Origin of the sequence: Streptomyces luteireticuli (assembly GCF_041519305.1) — a bacterium.
Taxonomy (GTDB): domain Bacteria; phylum Actinomycetota; class Actinomycetes; order Streptomycetales; family Streptomycetaceae; genus Streptomyces; species Streptomyces luteireticuli.
In genome coordinates, this window is the sequence record NZ_CP167927.1 from 761,789 (window position 1) to 776,301 (window position 14,513).

At 73.8% G+C, this 14,513-nt stretch carries 14 protein-coding genes; 10 read left to right on the plus strand and 4 right to left on the minus strand.

The annotated features are described in order from the left end of the window. Positions 1-15: 15 nt before the first annotated feature. Positions 16-1,230, minus strand: a complete 1,215-nt coding sequence (locus tag AB8735_RS03285) for a cupin domain-containing protein (protein ID WP_372405225.1) — start codon at positions 1,228-1,230, stop codon at positions 16-18. A gap of 133 nt (positions 1,231-1,363) precedes the next feature. On the opposite strand from AB8735_RS03285, the gene AB8735_RS03290 reads away from it, so the two are divergent. The 3 genes from AB8735_RS03290 to AB8735_RS03300 all read left to right on the plus strand — a co-directional run bounded on the left by AB8735_RS03290 (position 1,364) and on the right by AB8735_RS03300 (position 3,248). Beyond that, positions 1,364-1,756 (plus strand): helix-turn-helix domain-containing protein, encoded by a 393-nt coding sequence (locus AB8735_RS03290; protein ID WP_372405227.1) that lies wholly within the window; start codon positions 1,364-1,366, stop codon positions 1,754-1,756. An 82-nt stretch (positions 1,757-1,838) separates the two neighbouring features. Beyond that, positions 1,839-2,249 (plus strand): VOC family protein, encoded by a 411-nt coding sequence (locus tag AB8735_RS03295; protein ID WP_344026902.1) that lies wholly within the window; start codon positions 1,839-1,841, stop codon positions 2,247-2,249. A 330-nt stretch (positions 2,250-2,579) separates the two neighbouring features. Next, positions 2,580-3,248 carry a TMEM175 family protein gene (locus AB8735_RS03300; protein WP_344026904.1) on the plus strand — a complete coding sequence of 223 codons (669 nt, stop codon included), beginning with the start codon at positions 2,580-2,582 and terminating at the stop codon, positions 3,246-3,248. A gap of 65 nt (positions 3,249-3,313) precedes the next feature. Here AB8735_RS03300 and AB8735_RS03305 read toward each other — a convergent pair whose 3' ends face one another. The 3 genes from AB8735_RS03305 to AB8735_RS03315 form a co-directional block, all read right to left on the minus strand. Further along, positions 3,314-3,955 (minus strand): CatB-related O-acetyltransferase, encoded by a 642-nt coding sequence (locus AB8735_RS03305; protein ID WP_372405231.1) that lies wholly within the window; start codon positions 3,953-3,955, stop codon positions 3,314-3,316. Between the two features lie 46 nt (positions 3,956-4,001). Continuing rightward, complete coding sequence (locus tag AB8735_RS03310; RefSeq protein ID WP_372405234.1) at positions 4,002-5,129, minus strand: MerR family transcriptional regulator; 1,128 nt, start codon at positions 5,127-5,129, stop codon at positions 4,002-4,004. A gap of 87 nt (positions 5,130-5,216) precedes the next feature. Then, entirely contained in the window at positions 5,217-6,152 is a 936-nt protein-coding gene (locus tag AB8735_RS03315) for a LysR family transcriptional regulator (protein WP_372405236.1), read from the minus strand. A 132-nt stretch (positions 6,153-6,284) separates the two neighbouring features. Here AB8735_RS03315 and AB8735_RS03320 point away from each other — a divergent pair, with 132 nt between their 5' ends. The 7 genes from AB8735_RS03320 (at position 6,285) to AB8735_RS03350 (ending at position 14,506) form a co-directional block, all read left to right on the plus strand. Continuing rightward, a complete protein-coding gene (locus AB8735_RS03320; RefSeq protein WP_372405239.1) occupies positions 6,285-7,559 on the plus strand; it encodes an MFS transporter in 1,275 nt (424 codons plus the stop codon). A gap of 78 nt (positions 7,560-7,637) precedes the next feature. After that, entirely contained in the window at positions 7,638-8,213 is a 576-nt protein-coding gene (locus AB8735_RS03325; protein WP_372405242.1) for a GNAT family N-acetyltransferase, read from the plus strand. A gap of 122 nt (positions 8,214-8,335) precedes the next feature. Continuing rightward, the gene (locus tag AB8735_RS03330; RefSeq protein WP_344026916.1) at positions 8,336-8,482 is read left to right on the plus strand and encodes a hypothetical protein; all 147 of its coding nucleotides are present in this window, start codon (positions 8,336-8,338) and stop codon (positions 8,480-8,482) included. A gap of 69 nt (positions 8,483-8,551) precedes the next feature. Next, positions 8,552-11,665, plus strand: coding sequence for a lantibiotic dehydratase (locus AB8735_RS03335; protein ID WP_372405245.1), 3,114 nt, complete (start codon positions 8,552-8,554; stop codon positions 11,663-11,665). Then, entirely contained in the window at positions 11,662-12,957 is a 1,296-nt protein-coding gene (locus AB8735_RS03340; RefSeq protein WP_372405248.1) for a lanthionine synthetase C family protein, read from the plus strand. The genes AB8735_RS03335 and AB8735_RS03340 overlap by 4 nt, the downstream gene beginning before the upstream one ends. Before the next feature lie 123 nt (positions 12,958-13,080). Then, complete coding sequence (locus AB8735_RS03345; RefSeq protein WP_372405251.1) at positions 13,081-13,224, plus strand: hypothetical protein; 144 nt, start codon at positions 13,081-13,083, stop codon at positions 13,222-13,224. A gap of 46 nt (positions 13,225-13,270) precedes the next feature. Continuing rightward, positions 13,271-14,506 carry a lanthionine synthetase C family protein gene (locus AB8735_RS03350; RefSeq protein ID WP_372405253.1) on the plus strand — a complete coding sequence of 412 codons (1,236 nt, stop codon included), beginning with the start codon at positions 13,271-13,273 and terminating at the stop codon, positions 14,504-14,506. The last annotated feature ends 7 nt before the right edge of the window (positions 14,507-14,513 follow it).

A 14,513-nucleotide genomic window follows, 5' to 3' on the forward strand; every position in this document is an offset into this window, starting at 1 on the left:
CGACGCGGTGGTGCCTCAGGCGGTCTCCACGGTGAGCAGACCGGCCGCGAGCAGGTCGAGGACTGCGCGACGGACCGCGGCCCGGTCGCCGTCCAGATGTGCGGCCAGGTCGGCCAGCGCGACCGTCCGTCCGGTGAGCAGCGTGGACAGGACGGGGCGCAACGCCGGGTCGAAGCGCCGTGCCGCACCGCCCGCCCGCAGCACGACCCCGTGCGGCGACTCCTCGATCACCGCTCTGGTGGCCGTCAGACGAACGCCCGCGTCCAGGTCCGGTTCCGGGTCCGGCGATGCGACCGGGCCGTCCGCCGCCGCGTACGGGAAGGCGAAGGCGGTACGGGCGGGGTGGGCGGCGTCCCGCTCCGCGAAGAACGTCTCCAACACCGCCGGATCCGCGAGCCGTTCGTCAAGGGCGGCACGCAACCTCGACAGCACGCCGGCCCGCGCCCCGGGCCCTTTGTCGCGTACCGCCGTCACGTCCAGTTCCGGGTCGTCGGGCAGCACCGAGCCGAGCCAGCCCAGCAGATCCGCCGCCGTGGGGCGCCACACCCCGAGCGTCAGATGGAGCGACGGACCCTCCTCGGCGCAGGCACTGTGCCACCAGCCGCGCGGCAGGTACAGCACCTGCCCGGGCTCCAGCACCACGTCCGCCACCGCGGGTCCGGCCGTCCCGTCGGCGGCCAGCGCCGCCCCCGCAGGCCCCGCCGCGCGGCCGTGGAGCCGCCACCGTTTGCGGCCGCCGAGCTGGAGCACGAGGACGTCGTGGTCGTCGCGATGCGTCCCGTACCCCTTCGCTCCCGGCCACGCGGCGTACGCGGTCACCTCGACACGTTCGCGGAGCTCGTGCTCGACGGCCGCGGCCAGGCGCCCGACTCCGGCATGGAAGGCGTCCACTTCGCTCAGTACGAGCGTCGCCCCGGAGCGCGCTTCGGCGGCCAGCGCGCCCGGGTCCAGGCGGTGCCAGGGCACCTGCCGCCGGGTCAGCTCCGGAACCATGTACTCGTCGGAGGCGATCAGCTTGCCGTCGCGCACCACCCGTAGCTGACGAGGAGTCAATCTGTGGTGAGACAAGAGGGAGTTGAGGTCCTGCCAGCCGAAGAGCGCGTCGAACCGGTCCCCCGGCTCGCCGGTGAACAGATGGAACGTCCGGCCGTGAACGTCACGCCGGAACGCCACCGCACCCAGCGGAGCCGTCAGATCGTGAAGGCCGTACGCGCGCACCGGTGAAGACACGCCCACCACCCCGAATCGCGAGCACACGAAGAGCGCCGTTGACCGCAACAGCGTACGGGGTCGGCACCGGCACCGCAGCCACCCGTCCCACGGCGACGGAGAGCCGTACGGAGAGCCGTGATGTGATGGCGCCGTGAGTCGCACTGCAGAAGAGACCAACCGCCGCATGCTCCGGGCCCGGGATGCTATGGACCGCGCCTACGCGCAGCCGCTGGACGTGGCGGCCCTGGCCCGGATCGCCCATGTGTCGGAGGCACATTTCACGCGCACCTTCCGTGCCACGTTCGGCGAGACGCCACATCGTTATCTGCAGCGCCGCCGGGTCGAGCGTGCCATGTTCCTGCTGCGGGAGACCGACCGCAGTGTGACGGACATCTGCTTCCAGGTCGGCTTCGGCAGTCCTGGAACCTTCAGCCGCACGTTCCGCGGCATCGTCGGGCGGTCGCCGAGGACGTACCGCAGGGAAGCAGTGGCCGCGGGCGTGCCGACGTGCTTCACGATGGCGTGGACGCGGCCGAGCGACTGAGTGTCCGCCCTGCCCGGGGGCATCCGTCGACCGAGCAGTTTTGGATAAGTTTTCGTCTCGTTCGCACAGTAAATTGATGCACATGTTCAACGCCATCACGCAATCGCAGATATACGTCCTGGACCAGGACGAGGCCCTCGACTTCTACGTCGGCAAGCTCGGCCTGGAGGTGACCGCCGACGTCGACATGGGATTCATGCGCTGGCTGACCGTCGGCGTTCCCGGTCATCCGGAGCGCCAGATCCTGCTGGAGAAGCCGGGCGCTCCGGCGATGTCCCCGGAGACCGCGGAGCAGGTCCGCGAGTTGGTGACCAAGGGTGCGATGGGTGGGTGGCTCATCTTCACCACGGACGACTGCCGCAAGACGTACGAGACGCTGCTGGGCCGGGGCGTGGAGTTCACCGAGGAACCCACCGACCGCCCGTACGGTACCGACTGCGGACTTCGCGACCCCTTCGGCAACCGGATCCGCTTCACCCAGCCCAGGGCCTGAGGTCCGCTGCCGACGGTGCCCCCGTCGCCGGCGCCCGGACCGTCATCTGCCCACGGCCCGGGCGCCGACGGCAAGCAGGCGTACCGAAGCACGATGACTGCCGCCAAGGCGGGGTTGTTGTCATCACGACCATCGGAAAGAATGGGCTGAATTGGCTGCCGGGCCACGCAGCCTCGGGCACCAACCCACCACGCTTCAGAGAGCTTTGAAAGGCCTTTCCGTCCCCACCCATTGCCGATCCCTTTCACACCAGGATCGGCAATGATCTGCTCCCCCTCGCAACCAGCACTCCCCAAGGCCACAAACACATACTGATGTCCGGGAGTTCGAATGAGCGGGCCTGCTCGGCCGGAGCCAGGGCTCTCGCCCGAGAGGCTGGCCTTTTTCACGGACGCGATCTTCGCGATCGCGATGACATTGCTGGCTGTCGAACTGGGGCGCCCGGACGAGAAGGAACTGGTGTCGGTTCGTGCGCTGGGGAGCTTCCTGGTGGACCGGCGGAACTCCTACCTGGCGTTCGCGCTGGCGTTCGTCCTTCTCTGGTCGGTGTGGCGCCGCCACCATGAACTGATGGACCGGATCGGCGGGTTGTCGAGGGCCTTCACGGCCTGGCACGCGCCGTTCCTGCTGCTGGTCGCGTTCCTTCCGTTCCCGACAGCGGTCATCGGCACATCGATCGGCAATCCGCTGGCGCAGACTCTGTTCGCCGGCACAATGGCGGCCATGGTCTTCTGCGAGGCCGTCATCAAGGACATCGCCGGCAACAGCGGACTGGTCACCGGCGATCCCGCAGAAATCCACCGGCACGCCGGTGCCTCCTGGGGAGTCGGCCTCTGGTTCGTCCTCAGCATCGGCGCCGCCTGGCTGTTCCCCTACGCCTTTGTCCTATGGTTCGTCGCCCCGTTGGCCGCCACGTATGGCGGAGCGCTGATTTCCCGCCTGCGCACCTCCCCCGCGGGCCACCCGGACCTGCGCAACGGGGACAGACCGCGGACCTGAGGCCCTCGGGCCGCCGCTCGAACCGACCGTGGCAAGGAACGTGGCCCGCCCGAGCCGAACACCCCCTACGGCGCCGCCGCTTCCAGCTCCTCGACGCTGCCCGCCATGATCGTGCGGACGTGCCGGGTGATGTGCTCGGCCGGCCAGTCCCACCAGGCGACGGCCAGCAGGCGCGCGATGTCCTCCGCGGGGTACCGGTGACGGATGACGCGGGCGGGGTTGCCGCCGACGATCGCGTAGTCGGGGACGTCGTCCACGACGACGGAGCCGGTGGCGACGACCGCCCCGTGTCCGATGCGGACACCGGGCATCACCGTCACCCCGTTCCCCATCCACACGTCGTTGCCGACCACGGTGTCGCCCCGCCCGGGCAGTCCGGTGATCAGGTCCATGTGGTCGGCCCACGAGCCGCCCATGATGGGGAACGGGAACGTCGAGGGGCCGTCCATGCGGTGGTTGGCGCCGTTCATGATGAAGCGGACGCCGGTGCCCAGCGCACCGTACTTCCCGATGACCAGCCGCTCGGGCCCGTAGTGGTAGAGCACGTTGCGGGTCTCGAAGGCCGTCGGATCGTCGGGGTCGTCGTAGTAGGTGAACTCGCCGACGTCGATCAGCGGCGACGTGACCAGGGGCTTGAGCAGCACCACCCGCTCCTGGCCGGGCACCGGGTGCAGGACGGTCGGGTCGGCGGGAACGGGCTGTTGCACGGCTGGAGGGCTCCCCTGGCGAGGCGGCGGTCGGACCGGACCATGATCACATCCGACGGCCGCGAAGAGCGAGCCGTTTTCCCTTCGCCGGGGGTCGGGCTGCCTCGGGGACGAGGACCGGCATCGCCAGCGTGGTGAAACTGCCCTGGTCCGCGGAGCGGATCACGACCGGCCGGTCCGGCGCCTCGATCTCCATCAGGACGTCCGGGCCGACTCCCGCGTCCAGGGCGGCGATCAACAGCTCGGGGTCGAAGGCGAGACACGGCGGCTCGCCGACGCATACGGCGGGCAGCCCGGTCCCTTCGGCGTCGCGGCGGTCGAGCGCGAGGTGCCGGCCGGCCGTACGCAGGGTGACGGGTCCGGTGCCGCCGGACTCGGCGAGGGCCGTGCGCAGGGCGGACCGGTCCGTGATGACGCGGTGCCGGAGGGCCGGCCGGTCGTCGAGGGCGAGCCGGTAGTCGGGGAACGTTCCCCCGACGGCCGCCACGGCTCGTTCCTCTCCTCCGCCGCGCAGCCGCGCGCCCTGCTCGTCGGCCTCGATGACGACCTCGGGCAGACGGAGGGCCCAGGCGGCGATCTCCCTCATCTCATGGGCGTCCACGACGATCCGGCGGGAAGGGCCGCAGGCCGCGTCGGGCCACAGGGCGCGGACGGCCAGCCGGTAGCGGTCGGTGGCGACCAACCGCACTTCCTGGCCTCCGAGTTCGAGCAGAATACCGCCGAGGACGGGGAACTCCTCGCGCGCGGCCCCGGTCGCCGCCGCGGACGCCACCTGCCGTACGGCGCCTGCCAGTTCGGCACCGTCGACGCGGGCGGTGGTCGTGGTGGCGGCGCCCGGCAGGCCGTCGAGGATCCCGCCGATCACGGAGCGGGCCGCGTCCGCGGTCTCTCCGGCCCGCCGGGCGTGCTCCTCCAGAACGGCGCGGGCCTCCTCGGGAGCTCCGTCGAGGACGACGGCGGCGTCCGTGAGCGGCAGGCCAGCTTCGCGGAGCCGCCGGACCAGGACGGCGCGGGCCTCCTGCGCCGGGGCGTACGAACGGTAGCCGGTCGCGCCGTCGACGGCCGCGGGGCGCAGCACTCCGCAGTCGTCGTAGAAGCGCAGCGCGCTCGGGGTGAGTCCGACGCAGCGCGCGAAGGCGCCGATGCTCATGAGTTCTTGGGCGGTGTCGTTCATGAGCGAGATTGTCGGGTTTCAAGTGGCTTGAAGGTCAACTCGGTGGACGGTGCCGTACGCGATGGACGGGTTCGTACACGGCGGCGTTCAGCGCGGCAGCACCCAGTCCGGCGTCCATGTCCCGACAGCATCGCGGCCGGCCGCCGTGGCGGCGAGGTGGGCGCGGAGGGTGGCCAGCGCCGGGTGGGGGTTGTCGCGGTGCCAGAGGAGCGAGTGCGGGTAGACGGGCGTCGGGTCGGTGACCGGGATGCGGCGCAGGCCGTGGCCGGCGGGCCAGACGAGGCGGGAATCCGCACCCATGAAGGTGGCCAGGGCCGGGGTGTCGGCGATGGTGTCGAGGAGGGCGTCGGAGCCGAAGTTGGGGCCGGTCGCCTCGATGGTGAGGCCGAACTCGGCGACGAGGTCGTCGTAGTAGGCGGTCCACTCGGTACCGGGGACGACGCCGGGCATCCAGATCCGGTGCCCGACGAGCCGGGCGAGGGTCACCGACCGGGCGCCCGCCAGCGCGTGGGCGGGTCCGGTGAGGAGCTGGAGCGGCTCGTCGAGGACCCGGACGGACGCGATGTCCTCGGGAAGGGGCCGGCCGGGCGCGGCGACGGCGCGGAAGGAGGCGTCGATCTCACCGGACCGGATGGCGCCGACGGCCTTCTCGATGTCGAACAGCATCACCACGTCGAGGTCGATCTCGGGGTGCGCGCCGTGGAAGCCGCGCAGCAGGCCCGACTGCGCGCTGCGCGAGGTGAGCACGTCGACGCGCAGCGGGCGGTCGGCAGGGCGTACGGAGGCGACCGCGCGCTCGGCGGCCCGCAGCAGCTCGCGTGCGTGGGGCAGGAACGCCTGCCCGTCGATGGTGAGCCCGGCGCCGCGCGCGGTGCGGGTGAACAGCCGCACGCCGAGCTTGCGCTCCAGTGCGGCGATGCGCTTGGAGACGGCCTGCTGGGTGACCGCCAGCTCGGCGGCGGCTTCCTGGAACTGCCCCGCGTCGGCGGCGGCGACGAAGGTCCGTACGGCGTCGAGGTCCATGCCGACACCCTACGGGCACAACCGTTGGTTGTGGCTGGGCGGCCTGTGGTTGTTTGATCCCCGGGCTTGGCGCCCTCTTTGATGCTTCCGATCACGGATCGGTTGTGCGGGTGAGCGGGGAGGGCGTCGGGGATGCGGAGCGGGCACCGGCTGGGGAGACGGTTCGGGTGGCTGTGGGGGGCGTACGGGACCAGCGCGCTCGGCACCTGGCTCGCCTTCGGCGCGTTCCCACTGATCGCCGTCCGGGTGCTGCACGCCGGACCGGCCGAGGTCGCCGCGCTCTCCTCCGTGGGGGCCGCGGTGGGCGCCGCCGCGGCGGTGCCGCTCGGCCCGTGGGTGGAGTTCCGCCGCAAGCGGCCGGTGCTGATCGCGGCGGACCTGGTGCGGTGCGCGGCGCTGCTGACGATCCCCGCCGCGTTCGCGCTCGGCGTGCTCACCTTCCTCCAGCTCCTGCTCGTCTCGGCCGTCGTCGCGGCGGCCGACATCACCTTCCGCGCCGCCTCCGGCGCGTATCTGAAGACGCTGCTGCCGGCCGAGGACCTGCTCGTCGCCAACGCCCGGTTCGAGTCCACGGCCTGGACGACCACGATCGTCGGACCGCCGCTGGGCGGCGCGGCGATCGGGCTCCTCGGCCCGGTGGCGACGGTGGTGGCCGACGCGGCCAGCTATCTGCTCTCGGCCCTGGGCATCCGCGCGACGGGCGGGCACGAGCCGCCGCCCGGGCGCCGGGAGGCGGTGCGCATGCGGGCCGGGGACCTGCTCGACGGCTGGCGGTACGTCCTCGCCGACGCGAGGCTGCGTCCGCTGTTCTTCAACACCGCTTTGTTCAACGGCCTGGTGATGGCCGCCGAGCCGCTGCTCGCCGTCCTGATGCTCGGGCGGCTCGGCTTCGCGCCCTGGGAATACGGCCTCGCCTTCGCCGCGCCCTCGATCGGCGGGCTGCTCGGTTCCCGCCTGGCCCGGCCGCTCGTCACCCGGTTCGGCCGGCACCGGGTCCTGGTCGCCTCCGGGACGCTGCGCGCGCTCTGGCCCATCGGCCTGGCCTTCCCGGGTCCGGGCACCGGAGGGCTGCTGCTGGTGACGGCCGTCGAACTCGGGCTCATCTTCTGCTGCGGGGTCTTCAACCCCGTCTGCGCCACCTACCGCCTTGAGCGCACCGCCCCCGATCGGGTCACCCGCACGCTGTCCGCCTGGTCGGTGACGACCAAGGCCTCGACCGCCCTTCTGACGGCCGTCTGGGGTGTGCTGGGCACCGTGCTCGGCCCGCGTACGGCCATCGGCCTGGCCGGTGTGCTCCTGCTGGCGACTCCGCTGCTGCTCCCCCGCCGCGCGGCAGCGCGTCCCTCCGGGCCGGGGGCCCGTGCGACAGCGGAACGCTCCGCCGTCCCACCGCAACCCCCTGCGTAAACGACGGAAGCGATCGGCAGGACCTCCCCCGCACCGTCCCGTAGGAGGTGGGCGGACCCGCCCGGATACAGTCGCCCGATGCTGCGCATCGACACCCCCGTCGCCACTGCCCGCCTGCTGCTCCGGCCCTTCACTCCCGAGGACGCCGACGACGTCTGGGCCTACCAGCACCGGCCCGACGTCGCACGCTTCATGCGGTGGGAGCCGCGCGGACCGGAGCGGATACGGACGGTCGTGGGGCAGATGGCCCGGGAGACGGAGCTGGCCGCGGACGGGGACTGTCTCAGTCTGGCGGTGGTCGAGCCGGGTGCGGGGGCGATCATCGGGCAGGTGGAGCTGGTCCTGCTGAGCGCCGAGCACCGGCAGGGCGAGCTCGGCTATGTCTTCCATCCCGCCCACCAGGGCAGGGGTTTCGCCGGCGAGGCCGCGCTCGCCGTCCTGCGGCTGGGCTTCGACGTGCTGGGACTGCACCGGGTGATCGGCCGCTGCCATGCGGACAACGCCGCCTCGGCCCGGCTCCTCGAACGCCTGGGCATGCGCCGCGAGGCCCACCTCCTGGGGACCGAGTTCTTCAAGGGCGCATGGCGGGACGACCTGGTCTACGCGATGCTCCGGCGGGAGTGGCGAGCCCTCGGCCGCCCGGCGGGGGAATGAACGGAGCGATAAATTCCGCCGATTGACGGCGCGTTGATCGACTGTTGATCGAACGTCCCTAGCGTCCCTCCCATGACCGGCCGACACAGCGGACCGGTCCATCGGCAACAGGAGGAATTCCCATGGAAGACCTGTTCGACCTCGACGTGGAAGAGATCGCCGCTCCGTCCTTCGACGAGACCGGCGCGGCCGACGCGCTCGGCTTCTTCACCGCCCACAACCCCGTCACCGGCCGCATCTGCAACCCCGAGACCGGCTGCATCTGCTAGGTGACGGAACGGCCGCCGACGGGGCTGCCCGCCCCGTCGGCGGCACGGGGGAACGAGAGGGGCCAGACGGTGCGACAGGACACGAACGACCGAACAGGCAGCGCATCCACGGTGTTCGCCTGCGCCGAACCCGTACTGCTGCGGGCGGCCGTACGGCCGGCCCCGGCCGCCGACCCGGCGCCCACCGGCCTCGCCGCGCTCGAACAGGCCGTCGCCGACCCCCTCCTGTACGAAGCGGTCACCCTGGCCAGCCCCTCCCTCACGGCCGTCCTCGACGCCGTGGCCGCGGGCCGGACCCCGCGGGACAGGGAAGTCCGGCGCGCCGCCCGGGCGGTGACCCGCTACCGGTTGCGCATGGGAGGACGGGCCACCCCCTTCGGCCTGATGGCGGGCGTGGCCGCGGCCGGCTTCGCCGACGGGCCCTCCGCCCACTGGGGCACCGGCCACACCCCGTACGCCCGGGCGGACATGGGCTGGATGTCCGGCGTCGTCGACCGCCTGGAAGCCGACCCCACCGTCCTGGCCCTGCTCCGCGTCACCGCCGACGACCTGTGCACGGTCCGGGGCGACCGGCTCGTCCTGCCCTTCGTCCCCACGGCGGACGACGGGCAACAGCCGCTGCACGAGGTGTCGGTGCGGCACACCGAGGCCGTGCGCCGCACCCTCGAACTGACCGCGACGCCCCTCCCCTGGACCGAGCTGCAGGACCGGCTGCGCGCCGCCTACCCCGACGCACCCGCGCGGACGGTGGAGCGCATGCCCGCCGAACTCGTCCGTCGCGGACTGCTGCTCACCGAGTTGCGCCCGCCGCTGGACGGAACCGACCCCCTCGACCACGTCCTCGGTCTGCTCTCCGGCCACGAGGCCGCGCTCTCCCCCGGCAGCCGCGCCGTCGTCACCGAACTCGCCGCCGTACGGCGTGATTTGGCTGCCTACGCAAGCCTCCCACCCGGGCAGGGGCGGACCGCGCTCGCCGCCGTCACCGCACGGATGCGCCAACTCCGGCCCGGCGAGCGCACGGTGCAGGTGGACCTCGCGCTGGACGCGCGCATACGCCTGCCCGAGTCCGTACGGGCCGAGGCCGAACGCGCGGCACGGACGCTGACGGCCCTGGCCGCCGGCCGCCCCGGGGCCCCTCATCTGCGCGCCTTCCACGCGGACTTCCTGGAGCGGTACGGGACGGACCGGGCCGTTCCGCTGCTGGAACTCCTCGACCCCGAGCGCGGCTTGGGCCTCCCCTCCGGCTACGGGCCGGGGCCCGCGTCCGCCGCCCCCGCGCACGGAGACGGCCCGGACGCCCGCGACCGGCTGCTGCTCGCCCTGGCCCAGGAGGCGTCCCTCGCCGGCGAGCGCGAACTCGTCCTCGACGAGGAGCTGCTGACCGCCCTGTGCGCCGGCGAAGCACCGGCCGACGCCCCTGGTCCGCCGCCGTCCTTCGACCTCCTCACCGAGCTGCTGGCCGACTCCGTCGAGGCCCTGGCGGCCGGCGAATTCCGTCTGGTCGTCAGCGGGGTGTCGGGCGTCGCGGGGGCGGTCGCCGGGCGCTTCGGTCATCTGCTCGGCGAGGACGCCGAGCGCCTGGGCCGCGTCGTACGCGCCGCCCCCACCCGCAACCCGCGGGCGGTACGCGCCCAGTTGGCCTTCCGTACCCGCACCGGCAGGGCCGCGAACGTCTCCACCACGCCCCGGTGGTTCGACCGCACCATCACCGTCTCGTCCTTCACCGACCGCTCCGCACCGCACAGCCTCGCGCTCACCGACCTGGCCGTCGTCGCCGATCCCCGGCGGCTCGCCCTGGTGTCGGTCTCCCTGGGCCGCGAGGTCGTGCCCACCTTCCCCAGCATGCTGCTGCCGCGCGGCAACGCCCCCGGCCTCGCCCGCTTCCTGGAGGAGATCGCCCGCAGCGGAGAGGGCGCGTGGCCCGGCTGGGACTGGGGGGCCGTGGCCGCCCTGCCCTTCCTCCCCCGTGTACGGCACGGGCGGACCGTCCTCTCCCCCGCCCGCTGGCGCCCGGCCGACCCCGCCCTGCAGGCACCGGCCACCGAACCGGAGCTGTGGAAGCGGAAGTTCGCCCGCTGGCGGACGCGGGCGGGAGTGCCCCGCCACGTCTCCTCCGTGTACGCGGACCACCGCATCCCCCTCGACCTGGACGACCCGGCCCATCTGGAGCTCCTGCGGCACGAGTGGCAGCGGCGCCCGGGCGCGCACCTCCAGGAGCCGCCCGCGGCGAACGGCCACGGCCACGGCTGGGCCGGCGGACGGCCCACCGAGATCGCCTTCCCCCTCGTGCGGACCACCGCCGGCACCGCGGCGGCACCCGTCTTCGGCCCGGCCCGGCCGCGTATCGCGCACGGGCCCGGCTCCTCCTGGCTCCACGCCAAGCTGTACTGCTCCCCGGAGCGCCAGGACGCCCTGCTGGTCCGCGAACTCCCCGGGCTGCTGGGCCGGTTGCCGGAATCCGTCGACCGATGGTTCTTCCTGCGCTACCGCGACCCCGCACCCCACCTGCGGCTGCGCTTCCACGGCACACCGGCCGACCTCGGCGGCACGCTCCTGCCGCGCCTGGGGGCGTGGCACCGCGAGCTCGAACGGCAGGGCCTGTGCGGCCGGTTGGCCATCGACGGCTACGACCCCGAGTGGGAGCGGTACGGCGGGCCGGAGGCCATGGCCGCCGCCGAAGCCGCCTTCGAGGCCGACAGCCGTGCCTGCCTGGAGCAGCTGGCCCTCACCCGCTCCGGCGCCCTCGCCCTGGACCCGCGCCTCCTCGCGGCGGCGAACTACGTCGACCTCCTGCACCGCTTCCACGCCGGCGAGGACGGCGTGCACCGCCTCCTGGACGGCGAAGGCCCCGAGGGCCGCCGCGCCGCGCCGACCGCCCTGCGGCGCGAGGCCCGCCGGCTCGTCGACCCCGGCGGCGACTGGCACGGTCTGGGCCAACTCCCGGGCGGAGCCGAGCTGCTGCGCGTCTGGGAACGGCGCGGGCCGGCCGTCACCGCCTACGGAGCCCTCCTGCGCCGGCTCGGCGACTCCGCGTGGGGCAGCGAGGCCACCGCCACCGCGTCCCTGCTGCACCTGCATCACAACCGTCTGGCGGGCACCGACCGCAAGGCCGAGACGGAGTCGCTCGCGCTGGCGCGTACGGCCGTCCGTTCCCATCTCGACAGGAAGCGGGCCGGGGCATGACCGTACGGCAGAGAGCGGCCGCCCTGTCGGCGGAGCTCGCCCAGCGGCTCGCCGAGCCCTCGCAGGTGGCCGGAGAGCGGGGCCCCGCACTGGACCTGACCCTCAGCGACGGCGCTCCGGGCATCGCCCTGCTCCACCTCGAACGGGGCGCCCTCCGCACCGCCCACCGGTGGCTGGGCGAGGCCGTGGCCCTCGCCCGGACCGCCCCGGCCGAGGCCCCCAGGCTCTACGAGGGTGTCCCGGCGCTGTCCTTCGCCCTGACCCGGGCCGCCCTGGCCGCCGGCCGTCCGCTGCGGGCCGCCGAGCATCTCGCCGGGCAGGTCCGGGACTTCGCCCAGGGGCTGGCACGCTGGGAGCGGCAGCGGCGCCCGCAGGACGGCGCGTGCGTGACGATCGGCACCTACGACGTCATCTCGGGCCTGGCGGGACTCGGCGCCCATCTCCTCGACGCCCATCTCCTCGACTCCCCCGGCCGGTCCGAGGCATTGTCCGAGGTCCTGACCGCGCTCACCGGGCTGACCGTGCCGCTGCGGGTCGACGGCCGGAGTCTGCCGGGCTGGTGGACCGCGCAGCTCCAGGAGGGCCTGGCACCGGCGACGGCGGAGACCGGGCACGCCAACGTCGGTCTGGCGCACGGCGCTCCGGGCCCCTTGGCGCTGCTGGCCCTGGCGCGGGAGGCGGGTGCGACCGTCCCGGGCCAGGACACCGCCGTCCGCGTCCTCGCCGGTTGGCTGATGGACATCCGGCAGCAGGGCGACGACGGACCCTGGTGGCCCCGGACCGTGGTCCTCGGCCCCGATGGCGGGACCGTCGCCAACGAGGCCGCCCCCGGCCGCCCGTCCTGGTGCTACGGGACGCCCGGCATCGCCCGGGCCCTGTACCTGGCGGGCCGCGCCCTGGACGTCCCCGAATGGCGCGACACCGCCGTCGCCGCCTGGCGCGCCGCCCTCGCCGGCGCGCGGCGGGCCCACGCGGAGCAGGCCGCCGGGCGGCTCACGGACGCGGGGCTGTGCCACGGCTGGGGCGGTCTGCTCCAGGCCACCTGGCGCATGGCGCACGACACCGGGGATCCCGTCCTGCGCGCCGGACTTCCCTGGCTGGCCGAGCGCGTCCTCGAACTGGCCGATCCCGGTGCCCCGTTCGGCCTGACCCCGCCCCTCGTCCACGACGGGCTCACCAGCGACCCGGCCGGCTTCCTCACCGGCGCGGCGGGTGCGGCGCTCGCCCTGCACACCTTCGCCACCGACTCCGCCCCGGCGACCGGCTGGGACCGCGCGCTCCTCCTCGCCTGACCGGGCCGCACCTCTGGCACTTGGCTCCGGGGAACCTCTCCCCTACGGCGAACACCCGTGCAATTCTGTGCCCGTGGCATGGTGACGCCTCCATGCCATGCCGACCCGAGAGGTGAGTGAACCATGGAGACCCAGGTCCTCGAACTCCAGGAACTCCCGGAGAGCGACGAGCAGTTGGGGGACCCGTCGATGCACTGCGGCGCCGGGCTCGCCGACTCCGATTTCACGTGCCAGCACTGCACGACGTACCACACGCGCTTCTGCTGACACCGTCGCCCGGCCGACCCTCCATCCGCCCCCGGGAGTCGAAGCGTTGAGCGACGGGAAGTGGACACCGGTCCTGCCGGGGGAGACGGCCGAAGCCGTCCTGCGCCTGGCCGTCGCGCTGGCCGGCCGGCCGCGCGCCACACCCACCCGTGTACGGCCCGGCCTCGCGGACGGCGGCGCCGGAATGGCCCTGGTGTACCACCAGTTGGACAGGTGCGACCCCGACGCGGGCTGGAGGGCGATGGCCGACGGGTATCTCGCCGCGGCGGCCAGGGGTGCCGCGCGCCTCGGTACGGCGGACCCCGGACTCCACAGCGGGTTGTCGGGCCTGGCGTTCGCGGCCCGGTTGCTGCCGGGCCGGCACCCGGAGGTGCCGGCGGCCCTGGACGCACGGGTCGTCGACGCGGCGGTCCGTGAGGCCGGACGGCTCGCCGCCGGCGTCCACGGCGTGGCCTGCCGCGCCTACGACGTGATCTCGGGCCTCGCCGGGACGGGCGCCCACCTGCTGTGCCGTGCCGGGGACGTCCCGGCGGCGGACGCAGCGCTGCGCGCCGTGCTCGCCGCCCTGGTGGAGCTGGGCGAGGAACGTGCGGGAGTGCCGCACTGGTTCACCCCGGCGGGGGCGCTGCACGATCCGCAGCTGCGCGATCGCTTCCCCGACGGCGCACTCAACTGCGGTCTCTCGCACGGCATCGCGGGTCCCCTCGGGCTCATGTCCCTGTCCTTGACGGCCGGTGTGCGGGTGCCGGGCCAGGAAAGGGCCGTCCGCCGGGCGGCGGACTTCCTCCTGGAGCACCGGACCGACGACGCGTGGGGGGCCGACTGGCCGGGGATCACCGCGCTTCCCGGATCGTCCGCCGGTTCCGTCGGCGCCCGGCACGGCTCGTGGTGCTACGGCGCTCCCGGAATCGCGCGCTCCCTGTGGCTGGCGGGTACGGCCCTCGGCGACGCGTCCTTGCGCGAGGTCGCGGTGGAGGCCATGAAGGCCGTCCACCGCCGTCCGGCCGGACTCCTCGGTCTCGACGGCACGCCCGGTCTGTGCCACGGACTGGCCGGTCTGCTGCAGATCACCCTGCGGTTCGCCCATGACACCGGGGATCCGGACTTCGCACGCGCCGCCGCCGGGCTGGCCGTTCGGCTGCTGCGCCTCCCCGACCGGGGCGGCAGTCCCGCACAGGACGGCCCCGGGTTCCTGGAGGGGGCCGCGGGCGTGGTGCTCGCCCTCCTCTCCGCGGCCACCGATGCCGTCCCTTCCTGGGACCGGGTGCTGCTCCTGGCGTGAACGGCGG

Coding starts and splice junctions, on each gene's coding strand:
- AB8735_RS03295 (WP_344026902.1), top strand. CDS start 1,839: ATGTTCAACGCCATCACGCAATCGCAGATATACGTCCTGGACCAGGAC.
- AB8735_RS03300 (WP_344026904.1), top strand. CDS start 2,580: ATGAGCGGGCCTGCTCGGCCGGAGCCAGGGCTCTCGCCCGAGAGGCTG.
- AB8735_RS03310 (WP_372405234.1), bottom strand. CDS start 5,129: ATGAACGACACCGCCCAAGAACTCATGAGCATCGGCGCCTTCGCGCGC.
- AB8735_RS03315 (WP_372405236.1), bottom strand. CDS start 6,152: ATGGACCTCGACGCCGTACGGACCTTCGTCGCCGCCGCCGACGCGGGG.
- AB8735_RS03320 (WP_372405239.1), top strand. CDS start 6,285: ATGCGGAGCGGGCACCGGCTGGGGAGACGGTTCGGGTGGCTGTGGGGG.
- AB8735_RS03325 (WP_372405242.1), top strand. CDS start 7,638: ATGCTGCGCATCGACACCCCCGTCGCCACTGCCCGCCTGCTGCTCCGG.
- AB8735_RS03330 (WP_344026916.1), top strand. CDS start 8,336: ATGGAAGACCTGTTCGACCTCGACGTGGAAGAGATCGCCGCTCCGTCC.
- AB8735_RS03340 (WP_372405248.1), top strand. CDS start 11,662: ATGACCGTACGGCAGAGAGCGGCCGCCCTGTCGGCGGAGCTCGCCCAG.
- AB8735_RS03345 (WP_372405251.1), top strand. CDS start 13,081: ATGGAGACCCAGGTCCTCGAACTCCAGGAACTCCCGGAGAGCGACGAG.